Below are 16411 nucleotides of genomic sequence, written 5' to 3' on the forward strand. Positions count from 1 at the left end.
GGACCACAGGGGTATAGCTCAATTGGCAGAGCGTCGGTCTCCAAAACCGAAGGTTGGGGGTTCGATTCCCTCTGCCCCTGCCACCAGAAGGTTCTGAAGCGGACAGACGAGATTCCGGCCCTGAACGCCACGGCCCGCAGGCTTCCAAAAGCCTCAGCGGGCCTTGGCTCTTGATGGGCGCACAGTAGAAAACATGGCCACCAACACGCAAGTCGAAACCGTCTCCACCGGCGCGGACAAGGCCAAGCTCGCCGCCGCCGGCGTGCTGGTGGTAGCCGGCGTCGCGGCCTTCTACCTGCTGGGCAAGCAGGACCTGTGGCTGCGCGTGCTGGCGCTGCTGGTGGTGCTGGCGCTGGCGGTCGTGACCTTTTTCACCGCCGAGCCTGGCAAGCAGCTGATCGCTTTCGGCCGCGATTCGGTGCGTGAGGTCAAGAAGGTCGTCTGGCCGGCGCGCAAGGAAGCGATGCAGATGACGGGCTACGTGTTCGCCTTCGTCGTCGTGATGGCGCTGTTCCTGTTCCTGACCGACAAGACGCTGCAGTGGTTGATCTTCGATCTGATCCTGGGCTGGCGGCGCTGAAGGATTCCCGAGCATGAGCGAGCAGCAAGAACCCATCCCGACCGAAGCGGCGACTGCCGCCCCGGCGAACCCGATGCGCTGGTACGTCGTGCATGCCTATTCCGGCATGGAGAAGGCGGTCGAGCGCAACCTGCGCGAACGCATCGACCGCGCCGGCATGAACGCCAAGTTCGGCCGCATCCTGGTGCCGACCGAAGAAGTCATCGAGCTGAAGAACGGCAAGAAGTCGGTCACCGAGCGGCGCTTCTTCCCCGGCTACGTGCTGGTCGAGATGCTGATGGACGACGAGTCCTGGCACCTGGTCAAGCACACCAGCAAGGTCACCGGCTTCGTCGGTGGCGCGAAGAACCGGCCGGCGCCGATCTCCGAAGCCGAGGTCATGAAGATCGTCAACCAGATGCAGGAAGGTCTGGAGAAGCCGCGGCCCAAGGTCGAGTGGCAGGTCGGCGAGCTGGTGCGGGTCAAGGAAGGCCCGTTCACCGACTTCAACGGCGCGGTCGAAGAAGTCAACTACGAGAAGTCCAAGGTCAAGGTCTCGGTCACGATCTTCGGGCGTGCCACCGGCGTCGAGCTGGATTTCGCGCAGGTCGAAAAAGTGTGATGAACGCCGTTCATCACACTTTTCGCCCGAGGACCCGCAGGGCCTGAGGGCAAAAAGTCTGAGTTTCACGGCGGCCGATGCGGGCGACCCGGCATCCGCGGCTGATCACGAACAGGGTCGCAAACAGACGAGGAGCCTGTCCTTCGTGACAGGCGCTTGAACTCGAGGAGCCATTCATGGCAAAGAAAATCGTCGGCTTCATCAAGCTGCAAATTCCGGCGGGCAAGGCCAACCCCTCGCCGCCGGTCGGTCCGGCGCTCGGTCAGCGCGGCCTGAACATCATGGAGTTCTGCAAGGCGTTCAACGCGCAGACGCAGAGCTACGAGCCGGGCCTGAAGCTGCCGGTGGTCATCACCGCCTTCGCCGACAAGTCCTTCACCTTCGTGCTGAAGTCGCCGCCGGCGACCGTGCTGCTGAAGAAGGCCGCCAAGATCGAAAAGGGCTCGGGCCGTGCTCACCTCGACAAGGTCGGCAAGGTCACGCGGGCGCAGCTCGAGGAAATCGCCAAGGTCAAGATCAAGGATCTGACCGCGGCCGACATGGACGCCGCGGTCAAGACGATCGCCGGCTCGGCCCGCTCGATGGGCCTCGTGGTGGAAGGGGTCTGACATGACCAAACTCACGAAAAAGCAAAAGGCGCAGGTCGGCAAGATCGACACGCTCAAGCTCTACGCGATCAATGACGCGCTGTCGATGATCAAGACCCACGCGACCGCGAAGTTCGATGAATCGATCGACGTCGCAGTGCAGCTCGGCATCGACGCGAAGAAGTCCGACCAGGTCGTGCGCGGCGCGGTCGTGATGCCCAACGGCACCGGCAAGACCAAGCGTGTCGCGGTGTTCGCGCAGGGCGCGAAGGCCGAGGAAGCCAAGGCCGCGGGCGCCGACCTGGTCGGCATGGACGACCTGGCCGCCGACATCAAGGCCGGCAACATCAACTTCGACGTCGTCATCGCGTCGCCGGACACGATGCGCGTGGTCGGTACGCTGGGCCAGATCCTCGGTCCGCGCGGCCTGATGCCGAACCCGAAGGTCGGCACCGTGACGCCCGACGTCGCCACCGCGGTGAAGAACGCGAAGGCCGGCCAGGTGCAGTTCCGCGTCGACAAGGCCGGCATCATCCACGGCACGATCGGCCGTCGTTCGTTCGACGACGACAAGCTCAAGGGAAATCTGGCGGCATTGCTTGAGGCCCTGACGAAGGCCAAGCCGGCGTCGAGCAAGGGCGTGTACCTGCGAAAGCTTGCTGTCTCGTCGACGATGGGTGTCGGCGTGCGCGTCGACATGACGTCGCTCGCGGCCTGAAATGAAAACACGGGCGGCGCGCCGGTCTAGCGCGCGGCCCGTATGCAGTTTGGTGGCCGCCGCGGGTAACCGCGGCGGGCCATCCAAGACCGCTGGCGAAGCGGGCTCGATTCGAGCCGGCCTCTTAATCGGGAGTCCTCGAGACCTCCGGCCAGCGCAGATGGCGGTCCCACCTGAAGGACAGTGGATTTGTGGTCGCGAGGCCGCAGGTTCGGTTGACTGGAAGGTTTGGTCGCTGCAACCCGGGTGCGCCGGGGGCCCTGGAGACGGGGTTGTCGGCGCGTATTTGTGAGGAGCAGACCTTGAGTCTCAATCGCAACGAGAAAGCAGCCGTGATCTCGGACGTCGCCGCGCAAGTGGCCCGTTCGCAGACGCTCGCGCTGGCCGAGTACCGTGGCCTCACCGTCGAACACCTGAACAAGCTGCGCCGCGAGGCGCGCGACAAGGGCGTTTATCTTCACGTGCTGAAGAACACGCTTGCCCGTCGCGCCGTCACCGGCACGCCGTTCGAGGTGGCCGCGGAGAGCATGGCCGGCCCGCTGATCTACGGCTTTTCCGAAGACGCGGTCGCTGCCGCGAAAGTCATCGCTGACTTCGCCAAAGGCAACGACAAGCTGGTCGTCAAGGGCGGCGCTTACGCCGGCCGGGCGCTGGATGCCAACGGGGTCAAGGCCCTGGCAGCCATCCCCAGCCGCGAAGTGCTGATCTCCCAGGTGGCAGGCCTGCTGAAGTCGCCGATCCAGCGACTGGCAGCGGTGCTGGCCGCCGTGGCCGAGAAGAACGCAGCGCCGGCGGAAGCCGAAGCGCCTGCCGAAGCCCCTGCCGCGGCCTGAACCGCACGCAATCAACCGAATCTACTGAATCGAGGAATCTGAAATGGCATTCGACAAAGACGCCTTCCTGACGGCGATGGACAGCATGTCCGTGATGGAACTCAATGACCTGGTGAAGGCCATTGAAGAGAAGTTCGGCGTGTCCGCCGCTTCGATGGCTGCTCCGGCCGCCGGTGGTGGCGGTGCCGCCGCTGCCGTCGTCGAGGAAAAGACCGAGTTCACGGTGCAACTGCTGGAAGCCGGCGCCAACAAGGTGCAGGTCATCAAGGCCGTTCGCGAACTGACGGGCCTGGGCCTGAAGGAAGCCAAGGACCTGGTCGACGGCGCGCCGAAGCCGGTCAAGGAAGGCATTGCCAAGGCCGACGCCGAAGCTGCCAAGAAGAAGCTGGAAGACGCCGGCGCCAAGGTGGAACTCAAGTAATCCATCCAGGTTGCAGGGGCTGGCAGGCGGAAACGGCCTGCCAGCCTTTTGCGCTTCAGGGCATGACCCTGGAGAGCACCTGAAAAAGTCAATCCGGGTATCTTCGGGGGCTTTTTCAAGTGTTCTCTGAACCGACTGCAGAGAACCGGTTTGGTCGGGCTCCGGTGCAACGCCGGGGTTGTCCGCCAGCGGCTGGTAGTGGCCAGCCACCAAGCTTTGAGGCGCAACGTCTCAAGTGCCAGTCGCCGACGGGATGCGCGCCACGGGCCCTGGTGCGCATCGTCGACACGGAGTATCCATGGCGCAAGCAACCCCCTACAGCTACACAGAACGTAAGCGCATTCGCAAGAGCTTCGGCAAGCGCGCGAGCGTTCTGAAAGTCCCCTATCTGCTGACGATGCAGCGCGAGGCCTACGTGGCCTTCCTGCAGAACGACCTCGCGCCTCAGAAGCGCAAACCCGAAGGCCTGCAGGCAGCGTTCCTGTCGGCGTTCCCGATCGTGTCGCACAACGGCATGGTCGAGATGAAGTTCATCGAATACAACATCGCCAAGCCGCCGTTCGACGTGCGCGAGTGCCAGCAGCGGGGCCTGACCTACGCTGCGGCCGTGCGTGCGCGGCTGCAGATGATCATCTACGACCGCGAGTCGGCGCCGGCCAAGGTGGTCAAGGAGATCAAGGAGCAGGAGGTCTACATGGGCGAAGTGCCCCTGATGACCGACTACGGCTCCTTCATCGTCAACGGCACCGAGCGCGTGATCGTCTCGCAGCTGCACCGCTCGCCGGGTGTCTTCTTCGAGCACGACAAGGGCAAGACGCACAGCTCGGGCAAGCTGCTGTTCTCGGCCCGCATCATTCCGTACCGCGGCTCGTGGCTCGATTTCGAGTTCGACCCGAAGGACGTGCTGTACTTCCGCGTCGACCGCCGCCGCAAGATGCCGGTGACGATCCTGCTGAAGGCCATCGGCCTGAACCCCGAGCAGATCCTCGCCCACTTCTTCGTCTTCGATAACTTCCGCCTGATGGACTCGGGCGCACAGCTCGAATTCGTCGCCGATCGCCTGCGCGGTGAAGTCGCCCGCTTCGACATCACCGACAAGGAAGGCAAGGTCATCGTCGAGAAGGACAAGCGCATCACCGCGCGCCATGTCCGCCAGCTCGAGCAGACCGAGACGCGCTTCATCTCGGTGCCCGAGGACTTCCTCGTCGGCCGCATCATCGCGCGCAACATGGTCGACCCGGACACCGGCGAGATCGTTGCGAAGGCCAACGACGAGCTGACCGAATCGCTGCTGAAGAAGCTGCGTGTCGCCGGCATCAAGGACATCCAGTGCCTGTTCACGAACGAGCTGGACCAGGGCGCCTACATCAGCCAGACGCTGGCCGGTGACGAGACCGACAGCGAGCTGGCCGCACGCGTTGCGATCTATCGCATGATGCGCCCCGGCGAGCCGCCGACGGAAGACGCCGTGCAGGCGCTGTTCGGTCGCCTCTTCTACAACGAGGACACCTACGACCTGTCGCGCGTCGGCCGCATGAAGTTCAACGCCCGCGTCGGCCGCGATGCGCCCGAAGGCCCGATGACCCTGACCAACGAGGACATCCTCGACGTGGTCAAGATCCTGGTCGAGCTGCGCAACGGTCGCGGCGATGTCGACGACATCGACCACCTGGGCAACCGCCGCGTGCGCTGCGTCGGCGAGCTGGCCGAGAACCAGTACCGCTCGGGCCTGGCGCGCATCGAGAAGGCCGTCAAGGAACGCCTCGGCCAGGCCGAGACGGACGCGCTGATGCCGCACGACCTGATCAACTCCAAGCCGATCTCCGCGGCGCTGAAGGAGTTCTTCGGGGCCTCGCAGCTCAGCCAGTTCATGGACCAGACCAACCCGCTGTCCGAGATCACGCACAAGCGTCGCGTCTCGGCACTGGGCCCGGGCGGCCTGACGCGCGAACGCGCCGGCTTCGAGGTGCGCGACGTGCACCCGACGCACTATGGCCGCGTCTGCCCGATCGAGACGCCGGAAGGTCCGAACATCGGCCTGATCAACTCGCTGGCGCTGTACGCCCGCCTGAACGAATACGGCTTCCTCGAGACGCCGTATCGCCGGGTGATGGACAGCAAGGTGACCGACCAGATCGATTACCTGTCGGCGATCGAAGAAGGCAAGTACGTCATCGCGCAGGCGAACGCGTCGCTCGATGGCGCCGGCACGCTGACCGACGAGCTGGTCTCGGCGCGTGAGCACGGCGAATCCGTGCTGACCTCGCCCGAGCGCATCCAGTACATGGACGTCGCCCCGGCGCAGATCGTCTCGGTGGCTGCGTCGCTGGTGCCCTTCCTCGAGCACGACGATGCGAACCGCGCGCTGATGGGCGCCAACATGCAGCGCCAGGCGGTGCCGGTGCTGCGTCCGGAGAAGGCCTTCGTCGGCACCGGCGTCGAGCGCGTCGCCGCGATCGACTCGGGCACCGTCGTCACGGCCCGCCGCGGCGGCGTCGTCGACTACGTCGACACCAACCGCATCGTGATCCGCGTCAACGACAACGAGACGGTGGCCGGTGAAGTCGGCGTCGACATCTACAACCTGATCAAGTACCAGCGCTCGAACCAGAACACCAACATCCACCAGCGCGCGATCGTGCGCCGGGGTGACATGGTGGCCTCGGGTGACGTGGTGGCCGACGGCGCGTCGACCGACCTGGGTGAACTGGCGCTCGGCCAGAACATGCTGGTCGCGTTCATGCCCTGGAACGGCTACAACTTCGAAGACTCGATCCTGATCAGCGAACGCGTCGTCGCCGAAGACCGCTACACCTCGATCCACATCGAGGAACTGGTGGTGATGGCGCGCGACACCAAGCTCGGGCCCGAGGAAATCACGCGCGACATCCCGAACCTGAGCGAGCAGCAGCTGGCCCGCCTGGACGAGTCGGGCATCGTCTACATCGGCGCCGAGGTCAGCCCCGGCGACGTGCTGGTCGGCAAGGTCACGCCCAAGGGCGAGACCACGCTGACGCCGGAAGAAAAGCTCTTGCGCGCGATCTTCGGCGAGAAGGCGTCCGACGTGAAGGACACCTCGCTGCGCGTCGACCAGGGCACGATGGGCACGGTGATCGACGTGCAGGTCTTCACCCGTGAAGGCATCCAGCGCGACAAGCGCGCCCAGCAGATCATCGACGACGAGCTGAAGCGCTTCCGCCTCGACCTGAACGACCAGCTGCGCATCGTCGAGGCCGACGCCTTCGACCGGATCGAGAAGCTGCTGACGGGCAAGATCGCCAACGGCGGCCCGCAGCGCATCGCCAAGGGCACGGCGATCGACAAGGCCTACCTGGCCTCGGTCGAGAAGTACCACTGGTTCGACATCCGCCCGGCCGAAGACGAGGTCGCCAACCAGCTCGAGTCGATCAAGAACTCGCTCGAGCAGACGCGCCACAGCTTCGACCTGGCGTTCGAAGAGAAGCGCAAGAAGCTGACGCAGGGCGACGAGCTGCCCGCGGGCGTGCTGAAGATGGTCAAGGTCTACCTGGCCGTCAAGCGCCGCCTGCAGCCCGGCGACAAGATGGCCGGCCGCCACGGCAACAAGGGCGTCGTGTCGAAGATCGTGCCGGTCGAGGACATGCCCTACATGGCCGACGGCACGCCCTGCGACATCGTGCTGAACCCGCTCGGCGTGCCCTCGCGGATGAACGTCGGCCAGGTGCTCGAGGTTCACCTCGGCTGGGCCGGCAAGGGCATCGGCCAGCGCATCGGCGACATGCTGCAGCAACAGGCCAAGGTGGCCGAGCTGCGCAAGTTCTTCGACGAGCTGTACAACAAGTCCGGCGGCAAGAGCGAGAGCATCGAGCTGCTGTCGGATGACGACGTGCTCGAGATGGCCGAGAACCTCGCCAAGGGCGTGCCCTTCGCGACGCCGGTGTTCGACGGTGCGGCGGAAGCCGAGATCCGCGCGATGCTCAAGCTGGCGTACCCGGACGACATCGCCGCGAAGAAGGGCCTGACCGCCACGCGCACGCAGGCCACGCTGCACGACGGCCGCACCGGCGACGCCTTCGAGCGCCCGGTCACCGTAGGCTACATGCACGTGCTGAAGCTGCATCACCTGGTCGACGACAAGATGCACGCCCGCTCCACCGGCCCGTACTCGCTCGTCACCCAGCAGCCGCTGGGCGGCAAGGCGCAGTTCGGCGGCCAGCGCTTCGGCGAGATGGAAGTGTGGGCGCTCGAGGCCTACGGCGCGTCCTACGTGCTGCAGGAAATGCTGACCGTGAAGTCCGACGACGTGAATGGCCGCACCAAGGTCTACGAGAACATCGTCAAGGGCGAACACGCGATCGATGCCGGCATGCCGGAGTCGTTCAATGTCCTGGTCAAGGAGATCCGCTCCTTGGGCATCGACATGGAACTCGAGCGCAACTGAAACAGGAACAGGAGATACACATGAAGGGTTTGCTGGACCTGTTCAAGCAGTTCACCCCGGACGAGCACTTCGACTCGATCAAGATCGGCATCGCCTCCCCGGAGAAGATCCGTTCCTGGTCCTTTGGCGAGGTGAAGAAGCCGGAGACCATCAACTACCGGACCTTCAAGCCGGAGCGTGATGGCCTGTTCTGCGCCAAGATCTTCGGGCCGATCAAGGACTACGAGTGCCTGTGCGGCAAGTACAAGCGCCTGAAGCACCGCGGCGTGATCTGCGAGAAGTGCGGCGTCGAGGTCACCCAGACCAAGGTGCGGCGCGACCGCATGGGTCACATCGACCTGGCGGCGCCCTGCGCGCACATCTGGTTCCTGAAGTCGCTGCCGTCGCGCCTGGGCCTGGTGCTCGACATGACGCTGCGCGACATCGAGCGCGTGCTGTACTTCGAAGCGTATGTCGTCGTCGATCCGGGCATGACGCCGCTGAAGAAGTTCTCCATCATGACCGAGGAGGACTACGACGCGAAGCGCACTGAATTCGGCGACGAGTTCATCGCGCTGATGGGGGCCGAAGGCGTGCAGAAGCTGCTCGCCGAGATGGACCTCGACGTCGAGATCGAGAAGATCCGCAACGACCTCACCGGCTCCGAGCTGAAGATCAAGAAGAACTCCAAGCGCCTGAAGGTGCTGGAAGCCTTCAAGAAGAGCGGCATGAAGCCCGAGTGGATGGTGATGACGGTGCTGCCGGTGCTGCCGCCGGACCTGCGTCCGCTGGTGCCGCTGGATGGCGGCCGCTTCGCCACGTCGGATCTGAACGACCTCTATCGCCGCGTCATCAACCGCAACAACCGCCTGGCGCGGCTGCTCGAGCTGAAGGCGCCGGAGATCATCGTGCGCAACGAGAAGCGCATGCTGCAGGAGGCAGTCGATTCCCTGCTCGACAACGGCCGTCGCGGCAAGGCGATGACCGGCGCCAACAAGCGCGCGCTGAAGTCGCTGGCCGACATGATCAAGGGCAAGGGCGGCCGCTTCCGGCAGAACCTGCTCGGCAAGCGTGTCGACTACTCGGGCCGCTCGGTCATCGTCGTCGGTCCGACGCTCAAGCTGCACCAGTGCGGCCTGCCGAAGCTGATGGCGCTCGAGCTGTTCAAGCCGTTCATCTTCTCGCGCCTGGAAGCGATGGGCATCGCCACCACGATCAAGGCGGCGAAGAAGGAAGTCGAGTCGGGCACGCCGGTGGTGTGGGACATCCTCGAAGAGGTGATCAAGGAGCACCCGGTGCTGCTGAACCGCGCACCGACGCTGCACCGCCTGGGCATCCAGGCCTTCGAGCCGGTGCTGATCGAGGGCAAGGCGATCCAGCTGCATCCGCTGGTCTGCTCGGCGTTCAACGCCGACTTCGACGGCGACCAGATGGCCGTGCACGTGCCGCTGTCGATCGAAGCGCAGATGGAAGCGCGCGCGCTGATGCTGTCGTCGAACAACGTGCTCTTCCCGGCCTCGGGCGAGCCGTCGATCGTGCCGTCGCAGGACGTCGTGCTCGGCCTGTACTACGCCACGCGCGAACGCACCAACGGCAAGGGCGAGGGCATGATCTTCTCGGACCTGGCCGAAGTGCAGCGTGCGCTGGACAACGCCCAGGTCGAGGTCACCGCGAAGGTCAGCGTGCGAATGACCGAGTGGGTCAAGAACAAGGACGACGGCGACTTCACGCCCGAAACCAAGATCGTCGAGACCACCGTCGGCCGCGCCCTGCTGTCGGAGATCCTGCCCAAGGGGCTGGCCTTCAGCAACATCAACAAGGCGCTGAAGAAGAAGGAGATCTCGCGCCTGATCAACGTGTCGTTCCGCAAGTGCGGTCTGAAAGAGACCGTCGTGCTGGCCGACAAGCTGCTGCAAAGCGGCTTCCGCCTTGCGACGCGTGCCGGCATCTCGATCGCCATCGACGACATGCTGGTGCCGAAGGAGAAGCCCGGCCTGATCGAGCGCGCCGAGAAGGAGGTCAAGGAGATCGAGCAGCAGTACGTCTCGGGCCTGGTGACCGCCGGCGAGCGCTACAACAAGGTCGTCGACATCTGGGGCAAGACCGGTGACGAAGTGGGCAAGGTCATGATGGCCCAGCTCGCCAAGCAGAAGGTCCAGGACCGCCACGGCAAGGAAGTCGACCAGGAGTCGTTCAACTCGATCTACATGATGGCCGACTCGGGCGCCCGCGGTTCCGCGGCGCAGATTCGCCAGCTGGCCGGCATGCGCGGCCTGATGGCGAAGCCGGATGGGTCAATCATCGAGACGCCCATCACGGCGAACTTCCGTGAAGGCCTGAACGTGCTGCAGTACTTCATTTCGACCCACGGTGCCCGGAAGGGCCTCGCGGACACGGCGCTAAAGACTGCCAACTCGGGTTACCTGACACGCCGCCTGGTCGACGTGACCCAGGATCTGATGGTCACCGAAGAGGATTGCGGCACCGAACACGGCTTCGCAACCCGCGCGCTGGTCGAAGGCGGTGAAGTGATCGAATCGCTGCGCGACCGCATCCTGGGCCGCGTCTCCGCGGTCGAGGTGCTGCACCCCGAGACGCAGACGATGATCATCGGCTCGGGCCAGATGCTCGACGAGGATGCGCTGGATGCGATCGAAGCCGCCGGCGTCGACGAAGTCAAGGTGCGTACGCCGCTGACCTGCTCCACCCGCTTCGGCATCTGCGCGCGCTGCTACGGCCGCGACCTGGGCCGCGGTGGCCTGGTCAATACCGGCGAAGCGGTGGGCGTGATTGCCGCGCAGTCGATCGGTGAGCCCGGCACGCAGCTGACGATGCGGACCTTCCACATCGGCGGTGCGGCATCGCGCGCGGCGGTGGCCAACAGCGTCGAGGCGAAGTCCGAGGGTCTGATCGGCTTCAACACGACGATGCGCTACGTGACCAACGGCAAGGGCGAACTGGTCGTGATCTCGCGTTCGGGCGAGATCATCATTGCCGACCCGCACGGCCGCGAGCGCGAGCGCCACAAGGTGCCGTACGGCGCGACCCTGAACGTCAAGGCCGACCAGCCGATCAAGGCCGGCACGGTGCTGGCGAACTGGGATCCGCTGACGCGCCCGATCATCACGGAGTTCGCCGGTCGCGCGAAGTTCGAGAGCGTCGAGGAAGGTGTCACCGTCGCCAAGCAGGTCGACGAGGTCACCGGCCTGTCGACGCTGGTGGTGATCGACCCGAAGCGCCGCGGCGCCGCCAAGGTCGTCCGTCCGCTGGTCAAGCTGCTCGACGCGTCGAGCAACGAGGTCAAGATCCCCGGAACCGACCACTCGGTGGCGATCGCCTTCCCGGTCGGCTCGCTGATCCAGGTGCGCGACGGCCAGGATCTCGCCCCGGGCGAAGTGCTGGCGCGCATCCCGGTCGAAGGCCAGAAGACGCGCGACATCACCGGCGGCCTGCCGCGGGTGGCCGAGCTCTTCGAAGCCCGTTCGCCGAAGGACGTCGGCATCCTGGCCGAACAGACCGGCACGATCTCGTTCGGCAAGGAGACCAAGGGCAAGGTGCGCCTCGAAATCACCGACCCGGACGGCAAGAAGCACGAAGAGCTGGTGCCCAAGGAGAAGAACATCCTGGTGCACGAAGGCCAGGTGGTGAACAAGGGCGAGCTGATCGTCGACGGCGCGGCGGATCCGCAGGACATCCTGCGCCTGCTGGGTGTCGAGGAACTGGCGCGCTACATCGTCGACGAGGTGCAAGACGTCTACCGCCTGCAGGGCGTGAAGATCAACGACAAGCACATCGAGGTGATCGTTCGCCAGATGCTGCGCCGCGTGCAGATCGTCGCGACGGGCGACAGCGAATACATCGCCGGCGAGCAGGTCGAGCGTTCCGAGCTCTTCGACACCAACGACAAGTTGCGTGGCGAGGGCAAGGTGCCCGCGACCTATGCCGACGTGCTGCTGGGCATCACCAAGGCCTCGTTGTCGACCGACTCGTTCCTGTCCGCCGCCTCGTTCCAGGAGACCACCCGCGTGCTGACCGAAGCCGCGATCATGGGCAAGCGCGACGAGCTGCGCGGTCTGAAGGAGAACGTCATCGTCGGCCGCCTGATTCCCGCAGGCACCGGCATGGCCTATCACCAGGCGCGCAAGGTCAAGGAAGAGATGGACGAAAGCGAACGCCGCGCGATCGCGATGCAGGAAGCCGAGGAGCTGGCGGCGGTGCAGCTGGCGGCCGTGGACGCCGGCACGCACGGCGGACCGGACGGCAGCGGCACGGCCGAGTAAACGGCGCATGCCACGCAAGGGCGGCTTCGGCCGCCCTTTTCGCTTGGGGCGGCCGCGTCAAGTTCTGACGTCAGCGACGGTCGCCGGTGACCAGGCCGCCGGGCGACAGACGACGACACCGCGTGGGCGCGCCCGCCGCGCCAGGGCCAGCAGGGCCTTGTCGCGGCTCAGCAGCCAGGGCGTCCTGCGTGCCAGTGCCAGGTCGATGAACTTCTGGTCGTCGGCGTCGGTGCAGATGAGCCAGGGCGGCGGCAGCGGTGGCGGCGCCTCGACAACACGACACCACCGCGCGACGGCCTGCGCGATCGTGTCGACACGCTGCAGGCGCGCCTGCAGCGCCGCCTTCTGCTGCACGTGGGACAGCTCGTCCAGCATCGCCTGTGTCGCCACCCATTGCACCCGGCCGGCCTGCAGCGCCGCGGCCAGGCCGGCTGCGGACGGATCCTCGAACAGCAGCCAGTCCAGCAGTACGTTGGTGTCGAGCACCACTTCGACGGGGTGTTCCGCGTGTTCCAACAGGCCTTCCAACGCCGGCTTGCCGGCACAACGAAGCCACGAATATAATCGCGGGCTTTTCGGCAATTTCCGCTGCCCCATCGAGGGCAGCCCTTGCGGACATCGGCGTCGAACCTCTCGCGGTCGGCGCCTTTTGCGCTTCCTGCGCGTCCGGTCAAAGGGTCATGCGGAGGTGCCGGAAGCGAGTGACTTCAAACGGGAACAAGTTACCTATGCCAACCATCAACCAGCTCGTGCGCCATGGCCGTGAGGTCGAGGCCATCAAGAGCAAGTCGCCTGCGATGCAGAACTGCCCGCAGCGCCGCGGGGTCTGCACCCGCGTCTACACCACGACCCCGAAGAAGCCGAACTCGGCGCTGCGCAAGGTCGCCAAGGTTCGCCTGACCAACGGTTTCGAGGTGATCTCGTACATCGGCGGTGAAGGCCACAACCTGCAGGAGCACAGTGTCGTGCTCGTGCGCGGCGGCCGGGTCAAGGATCTGCCGGGTGTGCGCTACCACATCGTGCGCGGCTCGCTCGACCTGCAGGGCGTCAAGGATCGCAAGCAGTCGCGTTCCAAGTACGGCGCGAAGCGCCCGAAGAAGGCCTAAGAGGCCAGTGGAAGTCACGTTCGCCGGTTCTGCTGGCGGCGTGTTTGTTGCGGTGGGCTCGTGTGAGCCGCCGAGTAAGCGAGAGGTTCGGTTGCGTGACCTCTCAGGTGCCAAGCGAAAAGCCGGCGCCAGCTGAAGCTAGAGAAGGAAGAATCCCATGCCACGTCGTCGCGAAGTACCCAAGCGCGAGATCCTGCCCGACCCGAAGTTCGGCTCGGTCGATCTGTCCAAGTTCATGAACGTCATCATGGAGTCCGGCAAGAAGGCCGTGGCCGAACGCATCATCTACGGTGCGCTCGACCAGGTCGAGAAGAAGGCCGGCAAGGACCCGCTCGAGATCTTCATGATCGCGATCAACAACGTGAAGCCGATGGTCGAGGTCAAGTCCCGCCGCGTCGGCGGTGCGAACTACCAAGTTCCCGTGGAAGTTCGCCCCGTTCGCCGGCTGGCCCTGGCCATGCGCTGGCTCAAGGAAAGCGCGCGCAAGCGCGGCGAGAAGTCGATGGCCGCGCGTCTGGCCAACGAACTGCTCGAGGCCAGCGAAGGCCGCGGCGGCGCGATGAAGAAGCGCGACGAAGTCCACCGCATGGCCGAGGCCAACAAGGCGTTCTCGCACTTCCGCTTCTAAGCGCCCCAAACGGGCCCGGTGTCGGGCCCGCAACTGCCTCCGGCCGCCTTCAGGGTTACTACCGACCCGAGGCGGCCCCTGTATTTGGAGTGAATCATGTCCCGCAAGACCCCCATCGAGCGCTACCGCAACATCGGTATCTCTGCGCACATCGATGCCGGCAAGACCACCACGACCGAGCGCATCCTCTACTACACCGGCGTGAACCACAAGATCGGTGAAGTGCACGACGGTGCCGCGACGATGGACTGGATGGAGCAGGAGCAGGAGCGGGGCATCACGATCACGTCGGCGGCGACGACCTGCTTCTGGAAGGGCATGGACCTGTCGTTCCCCGAGCACCGCATCAACATCATCGACACCCCGGGCCACGTCGACTTCACGATCGAGGTCGAGCGCTCGATGCGCGTGCTCGACGGCGCGTGCATGGTCTATTGCGCCGTGGGCGGCGTGCAGCCGCAGTCGGAAACCGTCTGGCGCCAGGCCAACAAGTACAAGGTGCCGCGTCTGGCGTTCGTCAACAAGATGGACCGCACCGGCGCCAACTTCTTCAAGGTCTTCGAGCAGATGAAGACCCGGCTGAAGGCCAACCCGGTGCCGATCGTCGTGCCGATCGGTGCCGAAGAGAACTTCAAGGGCGTCGTCGACCTGCTCAAGATGAAAGCGATCATCTGGGACGAGGCGTCGCAGGGCATGAAGTTCAACTACGAAGAGATTCCCGCGGACATGCTGGCCGATTGCCAGAAGTGGCGCGAGAACATGATCGAGGCCGCCGCCGAAGCCAGCGAAGAGCTGATGAACAAGTACCTCGAGACGGGCGAGCTGTCCGAGGAAGAGATCAAGCAGGGCATCCGCACGCGCACGATCGCCACCGAGATCCAGCCGATGCTGTGCGGCACCGCGTTCAAGAACAAGGGTGTGCAGCGCATGCTGGACGCCGTGATCGAGTTCATGCCGTCGCCGATCGACATCCCGCCGGTGCCGGGCACCGATGACGATGACAAGGAAACCTCGCGCAAGGCCGACGACAGCGAGAAGTTCGCCGCGCTCGCGTTCAAGCTGATGACCGACCCGTACGTCGGCCAGCTGACCTTCGTGCGCGTCTATTCGGGCGTGCTGAAGTCGGGCGACTCGGTCTACAACCCGATCCGCGGCAAGAAAGAGCGCATCGGCCGGATCCTGCAGATGCACGCCAACCAGCGTGAAGAAATCAAGGAAATCCTGGCCGGCGACATCGCCGCCTGCGTGGGCCTGAAGGACGTGACCACGGGCGAAACCCTGTGCGATCCGACGGCGATCATCACGCTGGAAAAGATGGTCTTCCCGGAGCCGGTGATTTCGCAGGCCGTCGAGCCCAAGACCAAGGCCGACCAGGAAAAGATGGGCATCGCGCTGGGCCGCCTGGCTCAGGAAGATCCGTCGTTCCGCGTCAAGACCGACGAAGAGTCGGGCCAGACCATCATCTCGGGCATGGGCGAGCTGCACCTGGAAATCATCGTCGACCGCATGAAGCGCGAGTTCGGTGTCGAGGCCAACGTCGGCAAGCCGCAGGTGGCGTACCGCGAGACGATCCGCAAGGCGGTGTCGGACGTCGAAGGCAAGTTCGTGCGCCAGTCCGGCGGCAAGGGCCAATACGGCCACGTCGTGCTGAAGGTCGAGCCGCAGGAGCCGGGCAAGGGTTTCGAGTTCGTCGACGCGATCAAGGGCGGCGTGGTGCCGCGCGAGTTCATTCCCGCGGTCGAGAAGGGCGTGGTCGACTCGCTGCCGAATGGCGTGCTGGCCGGCTATCCGGTGGTCGACGTCAAGGTCACGCTGACCTTCGGTTCGTACCACGAAGTGGATTCGAACGAAAACGCGTTCAAGATGGCCGCGTCGCTCGGCTTCAAGGACGGCTGCCGCAAGGCGTCGCCGGTGATCCTGGAGCCGATGATGGCGGTCGAGGTCGAGACGCCGGAGGACTACGCCGGCTCGGTGATGGGCGACCTGTCGTCCCGCCGCGGCATGGTGCAGGGCATGGACGACATGCCCGGCGGCGGAAAGATCATCAAGGCGGAAGTGCCGCTGTCGGAAATGTTCGGCTACTCGACGACGCTGCGCTCGATGTCGCAGGGTCGTGCGACGTACACGATGGAGTTCAAGCACTACGCTGAAGCTCCGAAGAACGTCGCCGACGCGATCATCACCTCGAGAACCAAGTAACCCCCGTAGCGGCCTGGCGGCCGCCTCCCCCAAGGGGGCGACGCCAGCGGCCCGGCAGA

The 16411-nt window shown here is 65.1% G+C and carries 12 protein-coding genes and 1 tRNA gene; 12 read left to right on the forward strand and 1 reads right to left on the reverse strand.

The features are described 5' to 3' along the window. The first annotated feature begins 7 nt into the window (after nt 1-7). The 9 genes from HLB44_RS05265 (at nt 8) to rpoC (ending at nt 12419) form a co-directional block, all read left to right on the forward strand. Nucleotides 8-83: transfer RNA gene (locus HLB44_RS05265), tRNA-Trp, on the forward strand. A gap of 110 nt (nt 84-193) precedes the next feature. Then, a complete protein-coding gene (gene secE, locus HLB44_RS05270) occupies nt 194-580 on the forward strand; it encodes a preprotein translocase subunit SecE (RefSeq protein ID WP_173121416.1) in 387 nt (128 codons plus the stop codon). A gap of 13 nt (nt 581-593) precedes the next feature. After that, entirely contained in the window at nt 594-1181 is a 588-nt protein-coding gene (gene nusG, locus HLB44_RS05275) for a transcription termination/antitermination protein NusG (RefSeq protein WP_173121418.1), read from the forward strand. A 176-nt stretch (nt 1182-1357) separates the two neighbouring features. Continuing rightward, nucleotides 1358-1789 (forward strand): 50S ribosomal protein L11, encoded by a 432-nt coding sequence (rplK, locus tag HLB44_RS05280; RefSeq protein WP_173121420.1) that lies wholly within the window; start codon nt 1358-1360, stop codon nt 1787-1789. 1 nt (nt 1790) lies between these two features. Then, a complete protein-coding gene (rplA, locus tag HLB44_RS05285) occupies nt 1791-2486 on the forward strand; it encodes a 50S ribosomal protein L1 (RefSeq protein ID WP_173121422.1) in 696 nt (231 codons plus the stop codon). Nucleotides 2487-2788: 302 nt separating this feature from the next. Next, a complete protein-coding gene (rplJ, locus tag HLB44_RS05290) occupies nt 2789-3319 on the forward strand; it encodes a 50S ribosomal protein L10 (protein ID WP_173122220.1) in 531 nt (176 codons plus the stop codon). Between the two features lie 43 nt (nt 3320-3362). Continuing rightward, nucleotides 3363-3740 (forward strand): 50S ribosomal protein L7/L12, encoded by a 378-nt coding sequence (gene rplL / locus HLB44_RS05295; protein WP_173121424.1) that lies wholly within the window; start codon nt 3363-3365, stop codon nt 3738-3740. Nucleotides 3741-4038: 298 nt separating this feature from the next. After that, a complete protein-coding gene (gene rpoB, locus HLB44_RS05300; RefSeq protein ID WP_173121427.1) occupies nt 4039-8160 on the forward strand; it encodes a DNA-directed RNA polymerase subunit beta in 4122 nt (1373 codons plus the stop codon). A gap of 20 nt (nt 8161-8180) precedes the next feature. Next, nucleotides 8181-12419 (forward strand): DNA-directed RNA polymerase subunit beta', encoded by a 4239-nt coding sequence (gene rpoC, locus HLB44_RS05305; protein ID WP_173121429.1) that lies wholly within the window; start codon nt 8181-8183, stop codon nt 12417-12419. 57 nt (nt 12420-12476) lie between these two features. Here rpoC and HLB44_RS05310 read toward each other — a convergent pair whose 3' ends face one another. Beyond that, the gene (locus HLB44_RS05310) at nt 12477-13016 is read right to left on the reverse strand and encodes a putative toxin-antitoxin system toxin component, PIN family (RefSeq protein ID WP_173121431.1); all 540 of its coding nucleotides are present in this window, start codon (nt 13014-13016) and stop codon (nt 12477-12479) included. A gap of 131 nt (nt 13017-13147) precedes the next feature. Here HLB44_RS05310 and rpsL point away from each other — a divergent pair, with 131 nt between their 5' ends. The 3 genes from rpsL (at nt 13148) to fusA (ending at nt 16352) form a co-directional block, all read left to right on the forward strand. After that, nucleotides 13148-13525 carry a 30S ribosomal protein S12 gene (rpsL, locus tag HLB44_RS05315; protein WP_173121433.1) on the forward strand — a complete coding sequence of 126 codons (378 nt, stop codon included), beginning with the start codon at nt 13148-13150 and terminating at the stop codon, nt 13523-13525. A 157-nt stretch (nt 13526-13682) separates the two neighbouring features. Continuing rightward, the gene (gene rpsG / locus HLB44_RS05320; protein WP_173121435.1) at nt 13683-14153 is read left to right on the forward strand and encodes a 30S ribosomal protein S7; all 471 of its coding nucleotides are present in this window, start codon (nt 13683-13685) and stop codon (nt 14151-14153) included. A gap of 96 nt (nt 14154-14249) precedes the next feature. Beyond that, nucleotides 14250-16352 carry an elongation factor G gene (gene fusA, locus HLB44_RS05325; RefSeq protein WP_173121437.1) on the forward strand — a complete coding sequence of 701 codons (2103 nt, stop codon included), beginning with the start codon at nt 14250-14252 and terminating at the stop codon, nt 16350-16352. Nucleotides 16353-16411: the final 59 nt, after the last annotated feature.

Origin of the sequence: Pseudaquabacterium terrae (assembly GCF_013266755.1) — a bacterium.
GTDB classification, from domain to species: domain Bacteria; phylum Pseudomonadota; class Gammaproteobacteria; order Burkholderiales; family Burkholderiaceae_C; genus Pseudaquabacterium; species Pseudaquabacterium terrae.